General features: G+C 64.1%; 23 protein-coding genes. 15 read left to right on the forward strand and 8 right to left on the reverse strand.

Annotation, left to right across the window (positions count from 1 at the left end):
* Position 1 precedes the first annotated feature (1 nt).
* Both fahA and maiA read left to right on the forward strand, forming a co-directional pair.
* The gene (gene fahA, locus ACF8E5_RS19420) at positions 2–1,294 is read left to right on the forward strand and encodes a fumarylacetoacetase (RefSeq protein ID WP_392475679.1); all 1,293 of its coding nucleotides are present in this window, start codon (positions 2–4) and stop codon (positions 1,292–1,294) included.
* 12 nt (positions 1,295–1,306) lie between these two features.
* Positions 1,307–1,933, forward strand: coding sequence for a maleylacetoacetate isomerase (gene maiA / locus ACF8E5_RS19425; protein WP_392475680.1), 627 nt, complete (start codon positions 1,307–1,309; stop codon positions 1,931–1,933).
* A 22-nt stretch (positions 1,934–1,955) separates the two neighbouring features.
* On the opposite strand, the gene ACF8E5_RS19430 is transcribed toward maiA, so the two are convergent.
* Complete coding sequence (locus ACF8E5_RS19430; protein ID WP_058604887.1) at positions 1,956–2,762, reverse strand: SirB1 family protein; 807 nt, start codon at positions 2,760–2,762, stop codon at positions 1,956–1,958.
* A 122-nt stretch (positions 2,763–2,884) separates the two neighbouring features.
* On the opposite strand from ACF8E5_RS19430, the gene ACF8E5_RS19435 reads away from it, so the two are divergent.
* Positions 2,885–3,904: a Glu/Leu/Phe/Val dehydrogenase gene (locus tag ACF8E5_RS19435; RefSeq protein ID WP_196186412.1), complete on the forward strand. Its 1,020-nt coding sequence runs from the start codon at positions 2,885–2,887 to the stop codon at positions 3,902–3,904.
* A 43-nt stretch (positions 3,905–3,947) separates the two neighbouring features.
* On the opposite strand, the gene ACF8E5_RS19440 is transcribed toward ACF8E5_RS19435, so the two are convergent.
* Entirely contained in the window at positions 3,948–4,211 is a 264-nt protein-coding gene (locus ACF8E5_RS19440) for a YebG family protein (RefSeq protein WP_058604888.1), read from the reverse strand.
* Positions 4,212–4,429: 218 nt separating this feature from the next.
* On the opposite strand from ACF8E5_RS19440, the gene ACF8E5_RS19445 reads away from it, so the two are divergent.
* Complete coding sequence (locus tag ACF8E5_RS19445) at positions 4,430–4,900, forward strand: phosphate-starvation-inducible protein PsiE (RefSeq protein WP_392475681.1); 471 nt, start codon at positions 4,430–4,432, stop codon at positions 4,898–4,900.
* Between the two features lie 3 nt (positions 4,901–4,903).
* On the opposite strand, the gene ACF8E5_RS19450 is transcribed toward ACF8E5_RS19445, so the two are convergent.
* The 3 genes from ACF8E5_RS19450 to ACF8E5_RS19460 form a co-directional block, all read right to left on the reverse strand.
* Entirely contained in the window at positions 4,904–5,194 is a 291-nt protein-coding gene (locus ACF8E5_RS19450) for a DUF3509 domain-containing protein (RefSeq protein WP_197843712.1), read from the reverse strand.
* 160 nt (positions 5,195–5,354) lie between these two features.
* On the reverse strand, positions 5,355–5,702 hold the full coding sequence (locus ACF8E5_RS19455; RefSeq protein WP_058604891.1) for an HPF/RaiA family ribosome-associated protein: 348 nt from the start codon (positions 5,700–5,702) through the stop codon (positions 5,355–5,357).
* Positions 5,703–5,712: 10 nt separating this feature from the next.
* Positions 5,713–5,943 (reverse strand): hypothetical protein, encoded by a 231-nt coding sequence (locus ACF8E5_RS19460; protein ID WP_392475682.1) that lies wholly within the window; start codon positions 5,941–5,943, stop codon positions 5,713–5,715.
* On the opposite strand from ACF8E5_RS19460, the gene ACF8E5_RS19465 reads away from it, so the two are divergent.
* From ACF8E5_RS19465 to ACF8E5_RS19490, 6 genes are all read left to right on the forward strand, one after another.
* Positions 5,942–6,247, forward strand: a complete 306-nt coding sequence (locus ACF8E5_RS19465) for a DUF3649 domain-containing protein (RefSeq protein WP_058604892.1) — start codon at positions 5,942–5,944, stop codon at positions 6,245–6,247. The genes ACF8E5_RS19460 and ACF8E5_RS19465 overlap by 2 nt on opposite strands.
* Entirely contained in the window at positions 6,244–7,821 is a 1,578-nt protein-coding gene (locus ACF8E5_RS19470) for a PepSY-associated TM helix domain-containing protein (protein ID WP_392475683.1), read from the forward strand. Before ACF8E5_RS19465 ends, ACF8E5_RS19470 begins: the two co-directional genes overlap by 4 nt.
* On the forward strand, positions 7,821–8,147 hold the full coding sequence (locus tag ACF8E5_RS19475) for a DUF3325 domain-containing protein (RefSeq protein WP_058637194.1): 327 nt from the start codon (positions 7,821–7,823) through the stop codon (positions 8,145–8,147). Before ACF8E5_RS19470 ends, ACF8E5_RS19475 begins: the two co-directional genes overlap by 1 nt.
* Positions 8,148–8,151: 4 nt before the next feature.
* Positions 8,152–8,721: an RNA polymerase sigma factor gene (locus ACF8E5_RS19480; protein WP_196186409.1), complete on the forward strand. Its 570-nt coding sequence runs from the start codon at positions 8,152–8,154 to the stop codon at positions 8,719–8,721.
* The gene (locus tag ACF8E5_RS19485; protein WP_392475684.1) at positions 8,718–9,704 is read left to right on the forward strand and encodes a FecR family protein; all 987 of its coding nucleotides are present in this window, start codon (positions 8,718–8,720) and stop codon (positions 9,702–9,704) included. The genes ACF8E5_RS19480 and ACF8E5_RS19485 overlap by 4 nt, the downstream gene beginning before the upstream one ends.
* Positions 9,705–9,842: 138 nt before the next feature.
* On the forward strand, positions 9,843–12,233 hold the full coding sequence (locus ACF8E5_RS19490; RefSeq protein WP_392475685.1) for a TonB-dependent siderophore receptor: 2,391 nt from the start codon (positions 9,843–9,845) through the stop codon (positions 12,231–12,233).
* On the opposite strand, the gene ACF8E5_RS19495 is transcribed toward ACF8E5_RS19490, so the two are convergent.
* The gene (locus ACF8E5_RS19495; protein ID WP_392475687.1) at positions 12,230–13,117 is read right to left on the reverse strand and encodes a helix-turn-helix domain-containing protein; all 888 of its coding nucleotides are present in this window, start codon (positions 13,115–13,117) and stop codon (positions 12,230–12,232) included. The two genes, ACF8E5_RS19490 and ACF8E5_RS19495, sit on opposite strands and share 4 nt — an antisense overlap.
* 182 nt (positions 13,118–13,299) lie before the next feature.
* Between ACF8E5_RS19495 and ACF8E5_RS19500 the strand changes: the two genes are divergently transcribed.
* Positions 13,300–14,202, forward strand: a complete 903-nt coding sequence (locus tag ACF8E5_RS19500) for a DMT family transporter (RefSeq protein ID WP_058637189.1) — start codon at positions 13,300–13,302, stop codon at positions 14,200–14,202.
* 56 nt (positions 14,203–14,258) lie between these two features.
* Here the strand turns inward: ACF8E5_RS19500 and ACF8E5_RS19505 are convergent, their stop codons facing one another.
* Both ACF8E5_RS19505 and ACF8E5_RS19510 read right to left on the reverse strand, forming a co-directional pair.
* Positions 14,259–15,233 (reverse strand): D-glycerate dehydrogenase, encoded by a 975-nt coding sequence (locus tag ACF8E5_RS19505; RefSeq protein WP_058637188.1) that lies wholly within the window; start codon positions 15,231–15,233, stop codon positions 14,259–14,261.
* A 73-nt stretch (positions 15,234–15,306) separates the two neighbouring features.
* On the reverse strand, positions 15,307–16,236 hold the full coding sequence (locus ACF8E5_RS19510) for a LysR family transcriptional regulator (protein ID WP_058604901.1): 930 nt from the start codon (positions 16,234–16,236) through the stop codon (positions 15,307–15,309).
* 191 nt (positions 16,237–16,427) lie between these two features.
* Here ACF8E5_RS19510 and ACF8E5_RS19515 point away from each other — a divergent pair, with 191 nt between their 5' ends.
* From ACF8E5_RS19515 to ACF8E5_RS19530, 4 genes are read left to right on the forward strand one after another with little or no spacing between them, the layout of a single operon-like run.
* Entirely contained in the window at positions 16,428–17,957 is a 1,530-nt protein-coding gene (locus ACF8E5_RS19515) for an efflux transporter outer membrane subunit (RefSeq protein WP_326383621.1), read from the forward strand.
* Positions 17,954–20,131: an FUSC family protein gene (locus ACF8E5_RS19520; RefSeq protein ID WP_392475688.1), complete on the forward strand. Its 2,178-nt coding sequence runs from the start codon at positions 17,954–17,956 to the stop codon at positions 20,129–20,131. The genes ACF8E5_RS19515 and ACF8E5_RS19520 overlap by 4 nt, the downstream gene beginning before the upstream one ends.
* Positions 20,121–20,321, forward strand: coding sequence for a DUF1656 domain-containing protein (locus ACF8E5_RS19525; protein ID WP_023534307.1), 201 nt, complete (start codon positions 20,121–20,123; stop codon positions 20,319–20,321). Before ACF8E5_RS19520 ends, ACF8E5_RS19525 begins: the two co-directional genes overlap by 11 nt.
* Positions 20,322–20,331: 10 nt before the next feature.
* Positions 20,332–21,186 carry an HlyD family secretion protein gene (locus tag ACF8E5_RS19530; RefSeq protein WP_058604904.1) on the forward strand — a complete coding sequence of 285 codons (855 nt, stop codon included), beginning with the start codon at positions 20,332–20,334 and terminating at the stop codon, positions 21,184–21,186.
* The last annotated feature ends 91 nt before the right edge of the window (positions 21,187–21,277 follow it).

Genomic DNA, 21,277 nt, shown 5'->3' on the forward strand with positions numbered 1-21,277 from the left:
CATGAACCAACCCGCCATTGCCCGCAGCTGGGTGAGCCACGCCAATGGGCACAGTGACTTCCCGCTGCAGAACCTGCCCTTGGGTATCTTCAGTCGTGGCAGCGAAGCCAAACGCTGTGGTGTGGCCATCGGCGATGCCATCCTCGACCTCGAGGCGGTGCTGGCCATGGGTTTGTTCGAAGGCCAGGCCAAGGCGGCGGTACTCGCCACCCAGGGCGGCACCTTGAACGCGTTTTTCGCACGCGGGCGCGGTGCGCGCGTGGCGCTGCGGGAGCGGCTGCTCGAGTTGCTCGGTGAGCAGTCCGAGCACCAGGCAATGCTGGAGGGGGCGCTGTATCCCGCCAGCACCTGCCAGTTGCATGTGCCGGCCCAGATCGGCGATTACACCGACTTCTACGTGGGCATCGAGCATGCCCGCAACATTGGCAAGTTGTTCCGCCCCGACAACCCCTTGCTCCCCAACTACAAGTACGTGCCCATCGGCTATCACGGCCGCGCATCGACCATTCGCCCCTCCGGGACGGATGTTCGCCGGCCCAAGGGCCAGACATTGCCTGCCGGCCAGAGCGAACCAAGCTTCGGCCCCTGTGCGCGGCTGGACTATGAGCTGGAGCTGGGCATCTGGATCGGGCAGGGCAACGCCATCGGCCAGGCCATCCCCATCGGCGATGCCGCCGAGCACATCGCGGGCTTGTGCCTGCTCAACGACTGGTCGGCGCGGGACATCCAGGCGTGGGAGTACCAGCCGCTGGGCCCGTTCCTGTCCAAAAGCTTCGTGACCACGATTTCGCCCTGGGTCGTCACGGCCGAGGCGCTGGCGCCCTTGCGCTGCGCTCAGCCGCCAAGGCCTCAAGGTGACCCCCAGCCGCTGTCCTATCTGCTCGACAAGCGGGATCAGGCAGCGGGTGCATTCGACATCGAACTGGAAGTGTTGCTGCTCACCGAGCGCATGCGCGAGGAGGGGAGTGCGCCGCACCGCCTGGCCCTGAGCAACACCCGCAGCATGTACTGGACGGTGGCCCAGTTGGTGGCGCACCACAGTGTCAACGGTTGCCAGTTGCAACCCGGCGACCTGTTTGGCTCCGGCACCCTGTCAGGTGCCACCCCAGGGTCCTATGGCAGCTTGCTGGAAATCACCGAGGGCGGTAAGCACCCGGTCGAGCTGCCCAATGGCGAAGTGCGCAAGTTTCTGGAGGACGGCGACGAAATCATCCTGCGGGCACGGGGTGTGTGCGACGGTGAGGTGAGCATCGGGTTCGGCGAGTGCCGTGGTCGGGTCATTGCGGCCAACTGAGGAGACGCAGGCATGGAGCTGTATACCTATTACCGTTCCACCTCGTCCTACCGAGTGCGGATTGCCTTGGCCCTCAAAGGGCTGAGCTTCAGGGCACTCCCCGTCAATCTGCTGCAAGGCGAGCATCGGCAAGCCGGTTACCTGGGTATCAATGCCCAGGGCCGGGTGCCCACCCTGCGTACAGACGGTGGCGAGCTGCTCGTGCAATCTCCAGCGATCATCGAGTACCTGGAAGAGGCCTATCCGCTGCCCGCGCTGCTACCGGCAGGGGCGGCGCAGCGCGCCAAGGCGCGTGGGGTGGCGGCGATCATCGGCTGCGACATCCACCCCCTGCACAACGTCAGCGTGCTCAACCGCCTGCGTGAAGCGGGCCAGGATGAAGTGCAGATCAACCAATGGATCGGCCATTGGATAAGCCAGGGGTTGGGGGCTGTCGAACAGGTGATCGGCGAGGGTGGCTACTGCCTGGGCGATGCGCCTGGCCTGGCGGATGTCTACCTGATACCGCAGCTCTATGCCGCCGAGCGATTCGGGGTCGACCTTGGGCGTTACCCGCGCATTTGCAGGGTGGCGGCGTTGGCGCAGCAGCATCCGGCGTTCATACAGGCTCATCCTTCGTGTCAACCCGATACGCCGTAGTGTGCAGCGTTAGATTGCGCGATCAATGAAGGGAGCGGCTTGTCGCGGGCAACTGCTCCAGCCGCTCGCTCAATACCAGCCGCTGCACAGGGTCTTCCGTCAGCAGTAATGCATGTTCCAGGTCGAAGCGCTCGGCGTGTGGGCAATCAAGCTGCCTGTACAGGCTTGCCCGGGCCAGGTAGTCGCCGACCTGGGCAGGCCCCAGTTGCATGACGCGCTCGGCGTCGATCAGCGCCGCGAGTGGGGCATCATTGCTGGTGTGCAACTGGCGCAGGTTGCGTGACAGCCGTTGCAGCATCTGCATGGCGCTGGCCGGGCGCAAGTGCTCGGCGCTCAAGGCGGTGCCCGGACCGTACTGGCGGACCAGCAGCTCCCGGCAATCATTGGGGTAAAGACGCCGACCGCCGCAGGGGTCGAGCAAATGGTCGGCACCCGGCACGCGCAACAGGAAATGCCCAGGGAAGGCGACGCCTTCGAGTGGAATGGACAGTCGCTGCGCAAACTCCAGTGCCAGGATGGCCAAGGCCAGCGGTTGGCCGCGTCGCCTTGTCAGCACATGGTTCATCAAGGCAGCGTGAGGACGCAGCGGCAGGTATTCATCCTGTTGGAAACCCAACGCGTTGAGCTGGCGCAAGAGCGGCTGGGCAAGTTCAGTGACGCCAATCATGGGCAGGTGAATGCTGATGGTGTGCTGCATGTTCTGGAACACGGCCTGGCAGGCATCAGGATCGACGCTTGGGTCATGTTCGGCGGCGATCCACAGCGCAGCTTGCAGCAGGGCGGCAGGCGTGTTTTCAAGGCAGGCCAGGCAGGCTTGACGTGGCTTCATGGGCTTCTCCACTCACCCTTGAGTAATAGCCGGCCAGAGCGGTTTCGTCCAGTTGTCCGGTAGCCCGGCCCGCCCGTTTCAGGTGCCTATACTGGATGCTGCACCTCATGGGGAGCTAGGCCATGTTCGCACTGATGCAATGCACCCGTACTCAGTCACTGCATGTGTTCAACGATCCGCAGACAGGCCTTGAGGCCGTCGTGGTCATTCACAGCGAGCGGTTCGGGCCGGCCATGGGCGGTTGTCGCTACCTTGCCTACACCGATCATGAGAGTGCGATCAACGACGCAGTCACCCTGGCCCAGGGCATGAGCTACAAGGCGGCAATGGCGGGCCTGCCTTTCGGGGGCGGCATGGCGGTCATGCTGCGCAGCCCGCAGGTGAACGACCGCGCTGCCTTGTTCGAAGCATTCGGCCGCTGTATCGATAGCTTGCAAGGGCGGCTACTCATCGCCCTGGACAGCGGCACCTCGACACTGGACATGGATTGCTTGGCGCAAGGCACCCCCCATGTTGTCAGCACGACAGCGCTGGGTGACCCTGCTCCACATGCGGCGATGGGGGTATTCGCGGGCCTGCGCGCCACCGCCCATGCGCGGCTGGGCAGCCACAACCTGGAAGGACTGCGTGTCGCCATCCAGGGGTTGGGAAGTGTAGGGTACGCGCTGGCCGAACACCTGCACGCAGCAGGTGCAGACCTGCTGGTCAGCGACCTGGAGCCTGGCCGAGTGCGACTTGCAGTAGAGCAGTTCGACGCACAACCGATTGCCCACGATGCGCTCCCCAGTACACCGTGCGACATCTTCGCCCCCTGCGGCATAGGCCCGGGATTGAATGGGCAAAGCGTGATGCAGTTGAGGTGCGCGGCAGTGGCGGGTGCTGCAAACAACCAACTGGCATCGTTGCACGTTGCCGACCAGTTGGAAGGGCGGGGGATTCTGTATGCACCTGATTACGTGATCAACGCGGGTGCCCTGATCTACTCAGCGCTGGCCCATAGGGGCGAAAAAGCGGAGGCGATCACCGCCCACATTGCCCGTATACCCACCCGCCTGACCGAAGTGTTCGGCCATGCCCAGGCTGAAAAGCGTTCGCCTGCACGTGTGGCGCAGGCGCTGGCGGAACGTTTGTTGTACGACTGAATACAACGCCCTCAGGCCTCGTCGCTCAAAGGCCCAGCGATCGCTATTGAGCAGCATCGCCCTCGAGCAGTTCACCCAGCGCGTCGGGCTGGCTCTTGAACGCCCTGGCGAACACATCGCGGTTCTTGGCCATGTAGATACCGGCTTCTTCTACCTGCTGTTCGCTCAACGATGGCACAGCCTTGTGCAGGACTTCTGCCAGGCGCTCAGCCAGTTCGAGCATCTTGTCGTGACGGTCTGCTTCGGCCTTATCCATGAACAAGCGCTCCGGGTCGCGGCTGCTGCGATACACCACTTCGACGGCCATTCATCACCTCTATGCCTTTTTGCTGTTAACGATTTACTGTATCGATATACAGTAATGGCATTCCCTGAATCGCGCAACCCTGAATTTCCCAGGGGGTGTGCGTGTCCTGCATCGCTCGACCACCTTCCAAGCCCCTGTGCCTGGCCCTTTAACTGCATGGCACAAGCGTCATACAGGCAGCGGATCATTTTTCAGAGAGCTTCGGGGAGTCATCGATCATGAACATCAAATGGGCAGAAAAACTGCGCAAAGGCCTGCACGGCTCAGCCGATTCGCTGGGCAACCTGTGCGTCGAAGGCTTTCATTACCTGGCTTTGTTCGGCATCGGTGCGATAACGGCCTATGCCGCTGTGGTGACGTTTCTGGACATGCTCGGCAAAGGTGGGATCAGCGTGGACGACATCCTGCTGCTGTTCATCTACCTGGAGTTGGGCGCCATGGTGGGCATCTACTTCAAGACCAACCACATGCCCATCCGCTTTCTGCTGTACGTGGCCATCACCGCGCTCACCCGCCTGTTGATTGGCGACGTGTCGCACCACAAGGCGCCCGATGTGGGGCTGCTGTACGTGTGCGGAGGTATCCTGCTGCTGGCATTCGCCATTCTTGTGGTGCGCTACGCGTCGTATCGCTATCCGTCGACCAAGGCCTTGGACGCCAGCGGCAAGGATGTGGAAGAGGGTAAGTGACCCTCAGTTGGCCACGACGTTGCGTGCTTGATCACCACTGGGGCGCGTAAGGGCGGCGAGTACTTGCATGGGGTTCTGGCTGCGGTCTATCGCCAGGCCCAGGCGGATGCTGTCGATGACCCGTTGCAGGCGGGCAGGGTCATTGCGTTGCGCCTGGCTGATCAAGCGTTTGGCGGCGATGCCCGCCTCGTCAGACAAGGTGAGCATGATGCTCCCGTCGAGCGCCTCGATGCTCAGATTTACCCGGTACTGGGGGCTGAACGCTGCACTGATCTGATCGAATGGGTTGGTCATGATGGCGCTTCTGCAACGTGATGATGCAGAAATTGACTGGTGGGGGTGGGACCGGGTTCCAACCGTTTATCGGTCGCGGCACGGCGGCAGTGGTGCAAGGCTGAGCCCTTGCGCTTGGATAAGGCAAGGGCCGCTGCGCGGCCCCGTTCCGGTCAGGCGATCAAGCCTCCGGGTCGCTCAGCTCCAGCACGCCACGCTTGCTACGCAACTTGCCGTACAGGTGCTCCAGCGCATGGGTCAGCTTGGTGGCCGCGCCTTCCACCGCCTGGTCAAGCGAGTTGGCCGTGTGGGTCACCGAGATCGGCTGATGGCCTTTTGGGCGAGCCTCCATCTGGCAGCGCTTGTCCTGTGGTCCGGGTTTGCCGCCGTTTTCATCGCGCAGGTGCACCTCGATACGGGTGAGGTCTTCCTCGTAGCGCTCCAGCGTGTCTTGCACCGTGTTGCGGACCCACTCGTCGAGCCGGGCATTACCATCGATGTGGTTGCTGCTGTTGACCTGGATTTGCATGATTCAATCCTTATTCAGCTTGCTCGCATGGAGACACCAGGTCCTTGAGACCCTTGGAATTTCTGCGCCTCTTGACTCTAAGGTCAGGCAAGCCAATAGCGAATTCAACCCCCTCGTGAAAATAAATGTCTTGTAGCAAAGCCGATTGCTCACTTTTGCCCAGCATGCTGTCGGCCAGGCTTTGCATATGAGAATCCATATCATTATTATTGCTGGCTTCAACATTTCCGGACTTGGCCATGACCCGTAAACCCGCCAGCCTTACGCCCAGCTATCGCCTGGCCGTGGCTTCACGCAGCCTGGCGGCGTTGCTTGGCGGTTATCTGTTGGCGTCTACGGCCAGTTTCTGCGTGGCTGTGTCGCTGCCCATAGCGCCGGTCGACGCCACGCTGATCGGCCTGATGCTGTCGTTCGTGTTCTACGTGTTGGCCTTCATCGGTTGCTTTGCCTGCCGTGACGCCTGGCGGGCGTGGCTGGGTGTGTTGATACCGAGCCTGGTGCTCGGGCTGCTCGGCGCGCTGGTCCATTGGATGAAATTGTCATGAAAGACGGCTTTCGCCAGGCGATGGCCTGGCTGCATACCTGGACGGGCCTGCTGTTCGGCTGGTTGCTCTTTGCCATCTTCCTCACCGGCACCCTGTCGTATTTCAAGGAAGAAATCACCCACTGGATGCAGCCTGAGATAGGCCACTACGCACCCAACCCGCAAGCCGCGCTGGGCGCGGCGCAGCGCTATCTGCAAGGTCAGGCGCCCGCTTCGCAAAGCTGGTTCATCCGCCTGCCCAATGAGCGTGAAGCAGGGGTGAAGGTCGGGTACCGGGATGCGAGCGGAGGGCCTCGCGGCTTCGTCACCCAGACCCTCGATGCCAAGACGGGCGAGCCCGTCACGGCGCGCGACAGCCGCGGCGGGGAGTTCTTCTACCGGTTCCACTTCCAGCTGCAGATGCCTTATCCGTATGGCCGCTGGCTGTCGACATTCTGCGCTCTGATCATGCTGCTCGGCCTGGTCACCGGCATCATCACCCACAAGAAACTGTTCAAGGAGTTCTTCACCTTCCGCCCTGGCAAGGGCCAGCGCTCCTGGCTGGACGGCCACAACGCCATCGGCGTGCTGGTGCTGCCGTTTCACCTGATGATCAGCTACAGCAGCCTGGTGCTGTTCATGTACCTGGTCATGCCCGCAGGGCTGATGGCGCATTACGGTGATGACACCTCGAAGTACTTCAATGATTTGTTTGGGGCAGGGGAGGCGCCCAAGGCAGCCCAGGTCGCCGCGCCGCTTGCCCCACTGCCGGCGCTCTATGCCCAGGTCCAGGCGCTGCAACCGGGGGCGCGGGTGGGCAACATTCGGGTCGAGAACCCGGGCGACAGCAACGCCCGGGTCACCTTCACCCAGTCTGCCGCCGACCACGTTGCCTATCGGCGCAGTGCCAACTGGACCTTCGACGGCGCCTCAGGCGCGCTGCTCGAACAAGGCAAGCCCGAAAGTGGCGCCATGCTGGCGGCATTCAGTTTCGCCGGGTTGCACATGGGCAATTTTGCCGGCCCTTGGCTGCGGTGGCTGTATTTCTGCTTCGGGCTGGCAGGCACTGCCGTGATCGGGACCGGCCTGGTGATGTGGTTGGACAAGCGCCAGCTCAAGCATGCCAAGGCCCCGCGCGTTCCGCGTGAGCTGCGTCTGGTGGAGGTGCTCAACATCGTCAGCATGAGCGGGCTGCTGTTGGCAGTGGCCAGCTTTTTCTGGGCTAACCGGCTGCTGCCGGCGGTGCTTGAAACCCGTGCCGACTGGGAGGTCAATGCGTTCTTCATGGCATGGGGCCTGGCGCTTGTGCACGCGATGGCGCGTAGCGGTCGCCGGGCCTGGGGCGAGCAGCTGGCGCTCGGGGCGCTGGCCTTCACGCTGTTGCCACTGCTCAATGCGCTGACGACCGCGCACGGGCTCAACCACGCCATCATCGATGGCGATTGGAGCATGGCTGGGTTCGATCTCACCGCATTGGGCTGCGGCCTGTTCCTGGCCTGGCTGGCAAGCAGGAAGCTGCGCCCTGCGCTGGCCTTGGCCAAGCCTTCCCGTTCACGCGCCAGCCAGGTTGGCCATGAAACGGCGCAGGCCCAGTGATGCTCGGTATCGCCCTGATCGCCTTCGCGGGTTTCGCCGCCTTGTGTCTGGCCATGCCCAAGCACTTCGAAGCGCTTTTGGGCCTCACGCCGGTCCCAGGACAACCGCGGCTGTTACGAGCGACCGGCTGGCTCATGCTGCTGGTCTCATTGGCCCTTGGCGTGCAGGCGCGGGGCTGGGCTCACGGTCTTGTGGAGTGGACGGCCGTTGCGATGGCAGGTGTGACCTTGTGGGTGTTCGGGCTGGCGTACCTGCCTCGCTTGCTGGTCGGCATGGCCGCCGTCAGTGCATTGCTGGGGCCGTTGTTGGTCCTGTTAGCCGGATGATGCCATGAGCCCCACGACGCAGAACGACGGCTCAGAGGGTGAATCGAGCGCTCGTGCCCGCTTTATCCAAGTGTTCATGGCCCAGCGCGCGCGCATGGAGGCGCTGGTCAGTCGCCGGGTAGGTTGCCGAGCCACCGCGTCCGACTTGGTCCAGGAGCTGTTCCTGCGCTTCTGGGGGCGTGCGCAAGTGAAGGTCGAAGCCCTGGACACCTACTTGATGCGCTGCGCCGGCAACCTGGCCATCGATCACCTGCGCAGCGAGAGCAGCCGCCAGCGTGCTTTGGCCGATGTTTCACAGGGCAGCGTGCACCTTGTGAGCCAGACGCTGGAGCAGACCCTGGAGGTGGACGACGATCTGCAACGCATCGAAAACGCCTTGCGTGCGTTGCCCGAGCGTACCCGGCAAATCTTTCTGCTCAACCGTGTCCACGGCTGCACGTACAGCGAAATAGCACGCGCCATGCAACTGTCCCAAAGCGCTGTGGAAAAACATATGATGCGTGCCCTGCAAGCGTGCAAGGCCAGTGTCGCCCAGGCCGCGCCCATTCCACGACGACCACGGGGCACGCCGTGACCACCACGTTACTTGCTGTCACTCAGGCACAATCCGATGCCGCCCTGCAGTGGCTTGTACGCATCAACGGGCAGCCCGAGCAAGCCCGCAGTGCGGCGTTCAGGCGTTGGCTGCTGGCCGACCCGCGGCATCCGGTTGCGTACGAGCAGGCGCAGGCGCTGTGGAACTACAGCGCCCCCGCTGCGGCGACCCTGGCCGATGAAGACCGGCTGGCCCTGCAACATTACCTCGACCGGATGAGCCCGCCCGCTGTCAGGCGCCCCGGACGTTGGCGTGCAGGGGCGTTGGCCATGGCCGCTTGCCTGATCATGGCCATCGGCATGCTCGGTGGGTGGCAGCCCGGTCATTGGCTGCTGGACCTGCGTGCCGACTACAGCACGTCGGCCGACCGGCGCGAAGTGACCTTGCCAGACCACTCGGCGGTCACGCTGGACGCCCACAGTTCGATTGCCGTGCAATTCGAAAACGGCCAGCGCCGCGTGCGGTTGCTGCACGGCGCTGCGTTCTTCAAGGTCACCCACACCGGCGAGCCCTTTGTGGTGCAGGCCGCCGATGGGCAGGTGCGAGTGCTGGGCACCGAGTTCGAAGTGCGCGAGCAGGGCGCCGCCACCCAGGTCACCGTCCGCGCCGGTCGCGTGGCGGTCAGCCCGTCCAAGGGGGCCGTGGCACGTGAGTTGATTGCCAATCAGCAGGTGAGCTACGGCGCGGGGCAGGTCAGCCATACGTTGTCGGTCGACAGCGAGCAGCACCTGGCATGGCGCGAGGGTTGGCTGACCTATTCCCAGGCGCCCCTGGCCCAGGTGGTTGAGGATCTGGGTCGCTATTACCCCGGCCACATCGTGCTGCTGAACGAGGCATTGGGGCGGCGTGAAGTCAGTGGCAGCTTCCCCATTGCCGAACCCTTGCAGGCGCTGGACTCACTGGGCGCAGTGCTCGGCTTTTCGCGTCAGACAGTGCTTGGTCGGTTCACGGTTATCCGTTGATTGCTGGTCGTTGACCACCCTATTTCATGCCCTCCAAAAAAACTTCCTACCGCAGGTGAGGTAACAGCACGCCATAACCGTGTAGTGCGTGAAAGTGCGATTCATTCGCACTCAATACCTTCTCTCAGGTCAGCGTCCATGAAGTCTACTTTGCGTTGCGTTCCCCTTTGGCTCGGTCTTGCAGTACTCCCGCCGCTCATCTACACCCAGGCGGCGACTGCAGCGCAACGCGCGCAAGCTTATACCTTCGACCAACCTGCCCAGCCACTGCTCCAGGCCCTCGCCGCCTTCAGCCGCGTCACCGGGCAGAGCGTGGTCCATACCCTGACGCTACCTGCCGTGCAGGCGCCTGCGTTGCACGGGGCCTTGAGCGCCGAGCAGGCGTTGCAGCGCTTGTTGGGTAATGCCGGGCTGACCTGGCAACGGCTCGATGCCCATACCTTCACCCTGCAGGCACTGGACACCGCCGGTGCCTTGAACCTGCAGGCCACCACCGTGACTTCGCAGCTCGACAGCTTGAGCTATCAGCCGCCGACCACCACCTCGATCATGCGCGGCCAGGGCCCCACCCAGGACATCCCCCAGGCGATCAACGTGGTGCCCGCCCAAGTACTGCGCGACCAGGCGCCGCGCAACCTGGACGATGCCCTGGCCAATGTCAGCGGCATTACCCAAGGCAACAATTTCGGCGGTACCTCCGACACCGTCATGAAGCGAGGCTTTGGCGACAACCGCGACGGTTCGATCATGCGCGATGGCATGCCCTTGGTGCAGGGCCGCAGCCTCAGCGCCAGCACCGAGCGGGTCGAGGTGCTCAAGGGGCCGGCTTCGCTGTTGTACGGCATCCAGGATCCAGGCGGGGTGATCAACGTGGTCAGCAAGCGGCCCCAGCTGCAGTCCTACAACGCACTGACTGCACGCGGCTCGACCTACGGCGATGGCAAGAACGGCAGCGGTGGTGGGTTCGACAGCACCGGTGCGCTGGGCGACAGCAACTTGGCCTACCGCCTGATTGCCGACCACACGGACGAAGACTACTGGCGCAACTACGGCGTGCGCCGCGAGACACTGCTGGCCCCCTCGCTGGCCTGGCTGGGCGAGGATACCCAAGTAGTGGTGGCCTACGAGCACCGTGAATTTCTTTACCCGTTCGACCGCGGCACGGCCTTCGGCAACGACGGCCATCCGCTCAACATCCCGGCCACGCGGCGCCTGGATGAGCCGTTCAACGACATGCAGGGCCGCTCCGACCTCTACAGCCTGCAACTGGACCATCAGCTTGCCGACGACTGGAAGCTGCACCTGGGCTACAGCTTCAACCGGGAAACCTATGACGCCAGCCAGGTGCGCGTGACCGGGGTCAACCCGCGCACCGGCACACTGACGCGCAGCATCGATGGCACGCGCGGTGCCATGAGCCGAGACCAGTTCGTCACGGCGAGCCTGGCCGGCACAGTCCAGTTGGCAGGCCTGCAGCATGATCTGCTGGTGGGCCTGGACCATGAAGACCGCAAGGTGTACCGCGCCGACCTGATCCGCCAGACGCCGCGCACCCCCTTCAGCTACCTGAGCCCTGTGTATGGGCGCGAAGTGGAGGGCAGCACAGTGCGCGCCTCCGACAGTGACCAGACCGACGAGCTGCGCACCGACGCCTTGTTCATGCAGGATGCGCTGCACCTGGACGATCACTGGATCCTGGTGGCCGGTGGGCGCTTCCAGCAATATGACCAGTACGCCGGTCGCGGGCGCCCGTTCAAGGCCAACACCGACATCAGTGGGCAAACCTGGGTCCCCCATGCGGGGGTGGTGTACAAGGTCGATGAACAGCTCTCGTTCTACGGCAGCTACAGCGAATCGTTCAAGCCCAACTCGACCATCGCACCACTGGCCGGCAACGTGGTGCTCGACGGCGCCATCGCCCCGGAAGAGAGCAAGTCGTGGGAGCTTGGGGCCAAGCTCGACGTACCAGGGCGCATCACCGGCACCTTGGCCTTGTTCGACATCACCAAGCGCAACGTTCTGGTGTCCAACTTCGATTCGAGCACCCGCGAGACGGTCTACAGCAATGCCGGTGAAGTGAACTCCCGGGGCGTCGAGCTGGACCTGACCGGCCAGTTGAGCGAGCGCTGGAGCCTGATCGGCAGCTACGCCTTCACCGATGCCAAGGTCACCCAGGACCCGGCCCTCAAGGGCAACCGCCTGCAGAACGTGGCGCGGCACGGCGCTTCGTTGTCCGCCGTCTACGATTTCGGCAGCCTGTTCGGTGGCGACAGCCTGCGCGCCGGTGCCGGGGCGCGTTATGTGGGCGAGCGTACCGGCAATGCCACCAACACCTTCGACCTGCCGTCCTACACGGTGGCCGACGCCTTCGCCAGCTACGAGACCCAGCTGGACGCGCACACCGTTCGCCTGCAACTGAACGTCAAGAACCTGTTCGACAAGGTGTACTACAGCTCGTCGGTGAACCAGTACTTCGTGGCGGTGGGCGATGCGCGGCAGGTGAGCGTATCGGGTACCTTCGAATTCTAGCGACCAGCCCTGCGGCCCAGGGCCTGACGATACTCCCCAGGCGTGGCCGCCAGCACCTGGCGAAAGCGATTGCTGAAATGGCTGGCACTGGCGAACCCGCAGGCCAGGGCCACCTCGCCCAAGGGCGCATGGCCCAGCCGCAGCAGCAGGCATGCCCGGTGCAGGCGCCGGGCCAGCAGGTATTGGTGGGGGGGCAAGCCGAAGCTCACGCGAAACATGCGTGCGAAATGATACTCGGACAGGTTGCAGCGCACGGCCAGCTCGCCCAGGGTAAGGGCGTGCTCCAGGTGTGCTTCGATGTAGTCGATCAACTGCCGGCGCTGGCTGGGCGCTAGCCCGCCCTTCAGGCGCAGCCCCTGGCGCAGGCCCACTTGACTGAGCAAGGCATGGTCGACGATCTCGTGGGCCAGGCTGCTGGCCAGCAAACGTTCGGCCGGCTCGTTCCAGTCAAGGCCTGACAGCTGGCGAAAGCGCAGGGCCTGCCTGGGGTCGTCCATGAAGGTCGCCTCCTGCAGTTGCAGCGCCCGCGGCTCCCGGTCGAGCAGGCGTACGCACCCCAGCGCGAACAGCGCCGGGCTCACATACAGGTGGGCCATGCGGATGGCCCCGTTGATCACCCAGTTCGATTCGTGCTCGGCCGGCAATACGCACAGCTTGTCCGGAGCACCCTTGTCGGCCGGGCGTTGGCGCCGAAAGGTGCCGGTACCGTCAGCCAGGTAGCAGGACAGGGTGTGGTGGCTGGGTGCCTGGTAGTCGCGGGCATCGTCGCGGTTGCGCCACAGCGCAGCCGCCAGCCCATCGCCCAGGTGCGCGCTGAGCTCCAGCCGGGCGTTGGGGGATGCATGCATGACATTGAACACTTGCAGCTGCGTGAATGGCGTCATCGGGGCCTACCTCTGCTGCACATGCTACTGCGGCCAAGGGCAGGTGACAGCGCCTTGATGCGCAAAAGCGCAAGTTTATGCAAGCAGGGCAGGGCTACCTGGCGAAACACTGGCGGTGCCCGTTACTCCAGGCATGCCTGCCTTGGCCGGGACACCTGCGGAAGGCCCAAAGGAAACACACCATGAACCTGTCGCTCTACCTGCTCACCGTGCTGATCTGGGGTACGACTTGGATTGCCCTGAAATTCCAGCTGGGTGGGGTCGCCATCCCCGTATCCATCGTCTATCGCTTTGCCTTGGCAGCACTGATCCTGTTTGCCATGCTGTTGCTCACCCGGCGCCTGCAGCCCATGGGTCGGCGCGGCCACCAGATCTGCCTGGCCCAGGGACTATGCCTGTTCTGCATCAACTTCATCTGCTTTCTCAGCGCCAGCCAATGGATCGCCAGCGGCCTCATTGCCGTGGTGTTCTCCACCGCCACCTTGTGGAACGCGATCAATGCCCGGCTGTTTTTTGGCCGGCAGGTGGCCCCGCATGTACTAGGCGGTGGCGCCTTGGGATTGCTGGGCCTGGGCCTGCTGTTCTGGCCGGAGCTGTCGCACCATGCAGCCAGCCGCCAAACCCTGTACGGCCTTGGTCTAGCGCTGCTTGGCACCTTGTGTTTTTCGGCAGGCAACATGCTTTCGAGTGTTCAGCAGGCGGCCGGGCTCAAGCCCATGACCACCAATGCCTGGGGCATGGCTTATGGGGCAGGCATGCTGGCAATTGCCTGCCTGGTGGGTGGGATTCCGTTCGAGATGGAGTGGAGCGCACGCTACGTGGGCTCATTGCTGTACCTGGCGGTGCCGGGCTCGGTGATCGCGTTCACCGCATACCTGACCTTGGTCGGGCGCATGGGGCCGGAGCGTGCGGCCTACTGCACGGTGCTTTTCCCGCTGGTGGCCCTGAACGTGTCGGCGGCCGTCGAAGGCTATCAATGGACGCCCACCGCCTTGCTTGGCCTGGTAGCGGTGATGGCGGGCAATGTGCTGGTGTTTCGCAAACCCAAGGCTGCGCGCGGCCCCGAGGTGCCTCGGCCTGCCTAGGCCTGTTCATGAAACAGGGCCGCATTGATTGCGGCCCGTGTCAGCTACGCCCGTGCTCAGCCTTTCCACACCTGAGGATTGACCAGGTCCCTGGGCCGTTCGCCCAGCAGCGCCGCGCGCAGGTTGTCGATGGCGCGGTTGGCCATGGCCTCACGCGTCTCGGCGGTGGCCGAACCAATGTGGGGCAGGGTCAGGGCATTGGGCAGGCTGAACAGCGGGGAGTCGGCCAGGGGTTCCTTTTCATACACGTCCAGGCCTGCACCGCGGATCGTGCCGTCCTGCAGGGCCTGGATCAGTGCCGCCTCGTCCACCACTGGCCCGCGGGCGATGTTGATCAAAAACGCCGAGGGCTTCATCAGCTTCAATTCGCGGGCGCCGATCAACTGGCGCGTGGCATCGGACAGCGGCACCACGATGCAGACGAAATCGGCTTCGCCCAGCAGTTGCTCGAGGCTACGCATCTGCGCACCCAATTCCTGCTCCAGGGCCGTCTTGCGGCTGTTGCCGCTGTAGATGACCGACATGTTGAAGCCAAGGCGACCCCGCCGGGCGATGGCCGCGCCGATGTTGCCCATGCCGACGATGCCCAGGGTCTTGCCATGCACGTCACTGCCGAAAAGCGCAGGCCCCACGCTGGCCTGCCAATGGCCGGCCTTGGTCCAGGCGTCGAGCTCCGCGGTTCGCCTGGCGCAGCCCATGATCAAGGAAAAGCCCAGGTCAGCCGTACTTTCAGTGAGCACGTCCGGCGTATTGGTCAGGGCGATGCCGCGCTCGTTGAAGTAGTCCAGATCGTAGTTGTCGTAGCCCACCGACACGCTGGACACCACTTCGAGCTTGCCGGCCCCTTCGAGCTGGGTACGCCCCAGCTTGCGGCCCACGCCAATCAGGCCGTGGGCATGCGGCAGGGCTTCGTTGAACTGCGCGTTGACGTCACCGCGTTTGGGATCGGGCATGATCACGGTGAAATCGTGCTGCAAGCGCTCGGCCATGGCCGGGGTGATCCGGCTGAAGGCAAGGACGGTCTTTTTCATCGTTCACCTGAAGGCAAAAGCCTGAAGCTACAGGTTGTGCGCAGCAGGCTGCAACCCTTGGCCCGGTGGTGGCTCAGTGCGCTTTCAAGTCGGCTTCATGGGCCGCGAGGATTTCCGGCAGCGAGTTACGCAGGTACTCCACCCACGTCTTGATCTTCGCGTCCAGGTACTGGCGCGACGGGTAGATGGCATACAGGTTCAGTTCCTGCAGCCGGTATTGCGGCAGGATTCGCACCAGGGTGCCGTTACGCAAGCCTTCGATGGCCGAATAGATCGGCAATACCCCCACCCCCATGCCACTGCGAATGGCTGTGCGCATCGCATCGGCCGTGTTGACCATGAACGGCGAGCTGGTGATGTTGACCATTTCCTGGCCTTCGGGGCCGTCAAACAGCCATTTTTCAAGCGGTATCACCGGGCTAACCATGCGCAGGCAGGCATGCTTGAGCAGATCGGCCGGTTTGTGCGGCACGCCATGACGGGCGATATAGGCCGGCGACGCGCAGACGATGCTGTAGGTGATGCCCAGCCGTTGCGACACGAAGCCTGAATCCGGCAGCTCGGTGGCCAGCACGATGGACACGTCGTAGCCTTCGTCGAGCAGGTCGGGTACACGGTTGGCCATGGTCAGGTCGAAGGTCACGTCCGGGTGCGATTCGCGGTAGCGGGCAATGGCATCGACCACGAAATGCTGGCCCACCCCGGTCATCGAGTGCACCTTCAACTGCCCGGCAGGGCGGGCATGGGCGTCGCTGGCCTCGGCCTCGGCTTCTTCGACGTAGGTCAGAATCTGTTCGCAGCGCATCAGGTAGCGCTTGCCGGCTTCGGTCAGCGCGATGCGGCGCGTGGTGCGGTTGAGCAGGCGTGTTTGCAGATGAGCTTCCAGGTTGGAGACGGCTCGCGAGACGTTCGCGGTGGTGGTATCCAACTGGCCCGCTGCGGCCGTGAAGCTGCCGAGCTGGGCCACGCAACTGAAGGCACGCATGTTTTGCAGGGTGTCCATGGGTCACTCTCGATGTAGAGGACAAAATTGTGTCACGAAGTCGCGCAACCAGGATGAAAAGTTGCCTTCGACCAAAGGCTGATTATCGCCGTTTCAGTAACAAAGATTCGCAGGAATCAGCGCTTATCGCCAGTGTGGCCGCCCCCTAGAATTGCCCAGCCCCTCCACCTCTTCCTCGGGATATCGCAGCTGTGCCGCGTTGCATCATCGGAACGCTTCAAGCGTTCAGTGCCTGTGCCCTTGCCCTCACCTTGAGCGGCTGTATCGGAACCTGGGGCATTGCCCCGCAGACCCAAACGCTGCAAGCCAACACCCTGAGCCCCAGTGCAGCCATCGAACAGGCCGCCACCGATGCCCACTGGCCGGACCAGCAATGGTGGCGCGCCTACCGCGACCCCCAGCTCGATCACTGGATAGCAATGGCGCTGGCCGCCAACCCTAGCCTTGCCATCGCCGCAGCAAGGGTGCGTCAAGCGCGTGCCCTGGCTGGCCTTGCCGAGTCGGCCGAACACCTGCAAGGCAACGGTCAGGCGACGCTCAACCGGCACAACTGGCCTGACGACCCCTTCTATGGCCCTGGCGACTTGTCCGGTGCCACCACCTGGGATAACAACGCAACCCTTGGCTTGAGCTACGCCCTCGATCTCTGGGGGCGCGAGCGCAATGCCAGCGAGCAGGCCGTGGACCAGGCCCATCGACAGGTAGCAGAGGCCAGACAGGCACAGTTGGAGCTGCAGCACACGGTAGTGAGCGTGTACATCGAGCTGAGCCTGCATTACGCCCGGCGCGACATCATCAAGGCTCAACTGGCGCAGCAAGAGCAGATCCTGGACCTGGCCCAGCGTCGCCTGGACGCGGGCATCGGCACCCATCTGGAGGTCAGCCAGGCCCAGGCGCCGCTGCCGGAAACCCATCGCCAGCTCGACAGCCTGGACGAGGCTATCGTCCTGGCCACCCATCAGCTGGCCGCCCTGGCGGGCAAGGGGCCAGGGGAGGGCGCGCAGCTGCAGCGCCCCAGCCTGACCCTTGCCACACCGCTGACGCTGCCCTCCAGGCTACCCGCCGAACTGGTCGGCCAGCGCCCCGATGTGGTCGCCAGCCGCTGGCAGGTCGCTGCCCAGGCGCGTGGGATCGACATGGCCCACGCCGGCTTCTTCCCCAACGTGGACCTGGTCGGCAGCCTGGGTTTCGTCGCCACCGGCGGCGGCCCGCTGGCGTTTCTCACCGGGCGCAAGTTCAACTACACCGTCGGCCCGGCCATCACCCTGCCGATCTTCGATGGCGGGCGTCTGCGCGCACAACTGGGGGCCGCCGCCGCCGACTATGATGTGGCCGTGGCGCGCTACAACCAGACGGTGATCGGCGCGCTCAAGGACATCTCCGATCAGTTGGTGCGTCGCGAGTCGATGCAGGCGCAGGCGCACTTCGCGGCCGAGTCGGTCGCCGCCGCGCAGAAAACCTACGACATCGCCATGGTCGCCTACCAGCGGGGCCTTACCGACTACCTGAACGTGCTCAACGCGCAAACGCTGCTGTTTCGTCAGCAACAGGTTCAGCAGCAGGTGCAGGCCGCGCGCCTGATCGCCCACGCCGCCCTGGTGACGGCGCTGGGCGGCGGTCTGCAAGCCGGCTCGGATGTACCGGACCAAGAGCGCCAGGCGCCGCCAGCCACGCCGGCAACCCTCGCCATTCTCAACGCCAAGCCGAGAGCACGCCCATGAGCACATGGGGTTTACCCCTGCGCTGGTTGCAGAGCTTGCAATGGCGGCGCGGTTTCCATGCCTGGATGCGGACCGATGGGGTCACCTGGGTGTACATCTTCAAGGTGCTGGCTGCAGCCTTCATCACCTTGTGGCTGGCCATGCGCCTGGAGTTGCCGCAGCCGCGTACCGCCATGATCACGGTGTTCATCGTCATGCAGCCGCAAAGCGGGCATGTGTTCGCCAAGAGCTTCTACCGGGTGCTGGGCACCCTGGCCGGCTCTGTGATGATGGTCGCATTGATGGCCGTCTTCCCGCAGAACACCGAACTGTTTCTGCCCAGCCTGGCCGTCTGGGTGGGCCTGTGCTCGGCAGGCGCCATGCGCTACCGCACCTTCCAGGCGTATGGCTTCGTGCTGGCCGGCTACACCGCGGCGATGATCGGCCTGCCGGTGTTGCAGCACCCCGACCAGGCATTCATGGCCGCGGTCTGGCGAGTGCTGGAGATTGCCCTGGGCATCCTGGTGTCCACCTTCGTCAGCGCCGCCATCCTGCCGCAGTCGGCCAGTGCCGCCATGCGCAACGCCCTGTACCAGCGCTTTGGCGCGTTCGCGGCGGTAGTCGTCGAAGCCTTGCGCGGCGACAGTCAGCGTGAGCGTTTCGAAAGCAGCAATGTGCGCTTCGTGGCCGAGGCGGTGGGGCTGGAAAGCCTGCGCAACGTCACTGCCTTCGAGGACCCGCACATGCGTCGGCGCAGTGGCCGGCTGGTGCGCATGAACAGCGAATTCATGGCCATCACCACCCGCTTCAACGCCCTGCACCGTCTGATCGAGCGGCTTCGCGCACGCGGGCCTGTGCAGATCGTCAGCGCCATCGAGCCCGGCCTGCACACCCTCGTCGCCCTGCTCGAACCCTACGTGGGGCGCGCGCTGACCGACGCCGACGCCTTGCGCCTGACCCTAGAGCTCGGTGCCTACCGCGAAGGGTTGCAGGCCCAGGTCCGCAGCTTGCGCGCCGACTACCTGGCCACCGCGCCCGGCGAAGCCGACCTGCTGGACTTCCACACCGCCTTCGAGTTGCTTTACCGCTTCGTGGACGAGATGTACAGCTACGCCGAAACCCACGCCTCCCTGGCCGTGCACAACCACGCGCGGGAGCAGTGGGACGAACCCTACGTGGCACAGACCAGTACGCTGGTATGCCTGGCAGCCGGGCTGCGCTCGGCGGCGGTGCTGTTGCTGCTGGGCAGCTACTGGCTGATCAGCGACTGGCCAAGCGGCGCCATGATGACCTTGATCGCCACGGTCACCGCCGGGCTGTCGGCAGCTTCGCCCAACCCCAAGCGCCTGTCGTTCCAGATGGCCTGCGGCACGGCGATAGGCGCGGTGATCGGTTTCTTCGAAACCTTCTTCGTGTTTCCCTGGATCGACGGCTTCCCTTTGCTGTGCATGGTCCTGGCGCCGGTGTTCGTGCTGGGTGCGTTTCTCTCGTCGCGCCCGGCCTACTCGGGCTACGGCATTGGCCTGCTGGTGTTTTTCGCCATTGGCTCGGTGCCCAACAACCTGACGGTGTATGACCCATACAGCTTCATCAACGACTACATCGCCATGGTCGTCGGCATGTTCGTGTGCGCGGCTGCCGGGGCGATCATCCTGCCACCCAATAGCCGCTGGTTGTGGAGCCGGCTGGAGCAGGCCTTGCGTGAACAAGTGCTGTTTGCCATCAGCGGGCGCCTGCGCGGCATCGGCACGGCTTTCGAAAGCCGCACGCGCGACTTGCTGCACCAGGCCTATGGCCTGGCGGCCGGCAAGCCCCAGGTGCAAAGCCAGTTGATGGGCTGGATGTTCAGCGTGCTGGAAATCGGCCATGCGGTCATCGAGCTGCGCAAGGAGCAGGCGCGGGCCCCCGTGCACCCGGCCTATGCCGAGTCCCAGCCGTGGCGCCAGGCTATCCGGGTCATGGGCCGTGCCCTGGCGCGCCTGTTCCTGCAGCCCAGCGTCGGGAATCATGAGCGTGCCCTGGTGGCGGTGGACCATGCCATTTCCCGGGTCCAGGCCACCGACGAGCCGTTTGCGCGGCACTTCGACACGTCAGTGCTACGCCGTGTGCAGAGCTACCTGCACTTCATCCGCTCGTCCTTGCTCGACCCCCACTCACCGCTTGCGCCACCCAAAGGGTTTCCCCATGCCTCGTGAAATCGCCTTCCACGGCGTGTACATGCCCACCCTGACCCTGATGTTCCTGTTTGCGCTAGGCCTGGCCTGGGGGCTTGACCGGTTCATTGCCAGCGTTGATGGCTACCGTTTCTTCTGGCACCCGGCGCTGCTGCGCCTGAGCCTGTTCGTCTGCCTGTTCGGCGCCCTGGCGCTGTCGCTCTACTGGTGAGAATCCTTCGATGAAAAAGTTCTTCAGCCTTGTCGCCACGTTGCTGGTCCTGACGGCCGCCGTGGTGATCGGTCGTCAGCTGTGGCTGCATTACATGACCACCCCCTGGACCCGGGATGGCCGGGTACGCGCCGACATCATCAACGTGGCGGCCGATGTGCCTGGCTACGTGGTCGATGTGCCGGTCAAGGACAACCAGCGGGTCAGCAAGGGCGACCTGTTGATCCAGATCGACCCGGAACACTACCGCTTGGCGGTCGAACAGGCCAAGGCCCTGGTCGCCGCCCGCAAGGCCACCTGGGAGATGCGCCGGGTCAATGCCAGGCGCCGTGCCGACCTGGACAACCTGGTGATCTCCAAGGAAAACCGCGACGATGCCAGCAACATTGCCAGCGCTGCTCTGGCCGACTACCAGCAGGCCCAGGCGGCCCTGGCGGCCGCCGAATTGAACCTCAAACGTACCCGGATCGTGGCCACGGTCGATGGCTATGTGACCAACCTGAACGTTCACAAGGGCGATTACGCACGCACCGGCGAGGCGGTGATGGCGGTGGTCGATGAGGCGTCATTCTGGGTGTACGGGTTTTTTGAAGAAACCAAGTTGCCCCATGTGAAGGTAGGCGACCCTGCCGAACTGCAGATGATGAGCGGGGAACGCTTGCAGGGCCATGTGGAGAGCATCGCCCGGGGCATTTACGACCGCGACAACCCCCAGAGCCGCGAGCTGATTGCCGATGTGAACCCCACCTTCAACTGGGTGCGCCTGGCCCAGCGGGTGCCTGTGCGCATCCATATCGACCAGGTGCCCGAAGGCTTCTTCCTGGCAGCGGGGACTACCTGTACGGTGGTGGTCGATCCGCAGTGAAGCACTCGGCGGCCTGACACTGCGGCACGTTACCCCTGTAGGAGCGGCCTCGTGCCGCGATGGGCCACAGCACGGCCCCGGCAAGCCTGCT

It is taken from the genome of Pseudomonas sp. WSY_20, assembly GCF_043104335.1.
Lineage (GTDB): Bacteria > Pseudomonadota > Gammaproteobacteria > Pseudomonadales > Pseudomonadaceae > Aquipseudomonas > Aquipseudomonas parafulva_B.

Bases quoted from the DNA above. Each gene is read 5' to 3' on its own strand.
- fahA (WP_392475679.1), top strand. From the start codon at position 2: ATGAACCAACCCGCCATTGCCCGCAGCTGGGTGAGCCACGCCAATGGG.
- maiA (WP_392475680.1), top strand. From the start codon at position 1,307: ATGGAGCTGTATACCTATTACCGTTCCACCTCGTCCTACCGAGTGCGG.
- ACF8E5_RS19430 (WP_058604887.1), bottom strand. From the start codon at position 2,762: ATGAAGCCACGTCAAGCCTGCCTGGCCTGCCTTGAAAACACGCCTGCC.
- ACF8E5_RS19435 (WP_196186412.1), top strand. From the start codon at position 2,885: ATGTTCGCACTGATGCAATGCACCCGTACTCAGTCACTGCATGTGTTC.
- ACF8E5_RS19440 (WP_058604888.1), bottom strand. From the start codon at position 4,211: ATGGCCGTCGAAGTGGTGTATCGCAGCAGCCGCGACCCGGAGCGCTTG.
- ACF8E5_RS19445 (WP_392475681.1), top strand. From the start codon at position 4,430: ATGAACATCAAATGGGCAGAAAAACTGCGCAAAGGCCTGCACGGCTCA.
- ACF8E5_RS19450 (WP_197843712.1), bottom strand. From the start codon at position 5,194: ATGACCAACCCATTCGATCAGATCAGTGCAGCGTTCAGCCCCCAGTAC.
- ACF8E5_RS19455 (WP_058604891.1), bottom strand. From the start codon at position 5,702: ATGCAAATCCAGGTCAACAGCAGCAACCACATCGATGGTAATGCCCGG.
- ACF8E5_RS19465 (WP_058604892.1), top strand. From the start codon at position 5,942: ATGACCCGTAAACCCGCCAGCCTTACGCCCAGCTATCGCCTGGCCGTG.
- ACF8E5_RS19460 (WP_392475682.1), bottom strand. From the start codon at position 5,943: ATGGCCAAGTCCGGAAATGTTGAAGCCAGCAATAATAATGATATGGAT.
- ACF8E5_RS19470 (WP_392475683.1), top strand. From the start codon at position 6,244: ATGAAAGACGGCTTTCGCCAGGCGATGGCCTGGCTGCATACCTGGACG.
- ACF8E5_RS19475 (WP_058637194.1), top strand. From the start codon at position 7,821: ATGCTCGGTATCGCCCTGATCGCCTTCGCGGGTTTCGCCGCCTTGTGT.
- ACF8E5_RS19480 (WP_196186409.1), top strand. From the start codon at position 8,152: ATGAGCCCCACGACGCAGAACGACGGCTCAGAGGGTGAATCGAGCGCT.
- ACF8E5_RS19490 (WP_392475685.1), top strand. From the start codon at position 9,843: ATGAAGTCTACTTTGCGTTGCGTTCCCCTTTGGCTCGGTCTTGCAGTA.
- ACF8E5_RS19495 (WP_392475687.1), bottom strand. From the start codon at position 13,117: ATGACGCCATTCACGCAGCTGCAAGTGTTCAATGTCATGCATGCATCC.
- ACF8E5_RS19500 (WP_058637189.1), top strand. From the start codon at position 13,300: ATGAACCTGTCGCTCTACCTGCTCACCGTGCTGATCTGGGGTACGACT.
- ACF8E5_RS19505 (WP_058637188.1), bottom strand. From the start codon at position 15,233: ATGAAAAAGACCGTCCTTGCCTTCAGCCGGATCACCCCGGCCATGGCC.
- ACF8E5_RS19510 (WP_058604901.1), bottom strand. From the start codon at position 16,236: ATGGACACCCTGCAAAACATGCGTGCCTTCAGTTGCGTGGCCCAGCTC.
- ACF8E5_RS19520 (WP_392475688.1), top strand. From the start codon at position 17,954: ATGAGCACATGGGGTTTACCCCTGCGCTGGTTGCAGAGCTTGCAATGG.
- ACF8E5_RS19525 (WP_023534307.1), top strand. From the start codon at position 20,121: ATGCCTCGTGAAATCGCCTTCCACGGCGTGTACATGCCCACCCTGACC.
- ACF8E5_RS19530 (WP_058604904.1), top strand. From the start codon at position 20,332: ATGAAAAAGTTCTTCAGCCTTGTCGCCACGTTGCTGGTCCTGACGGCC.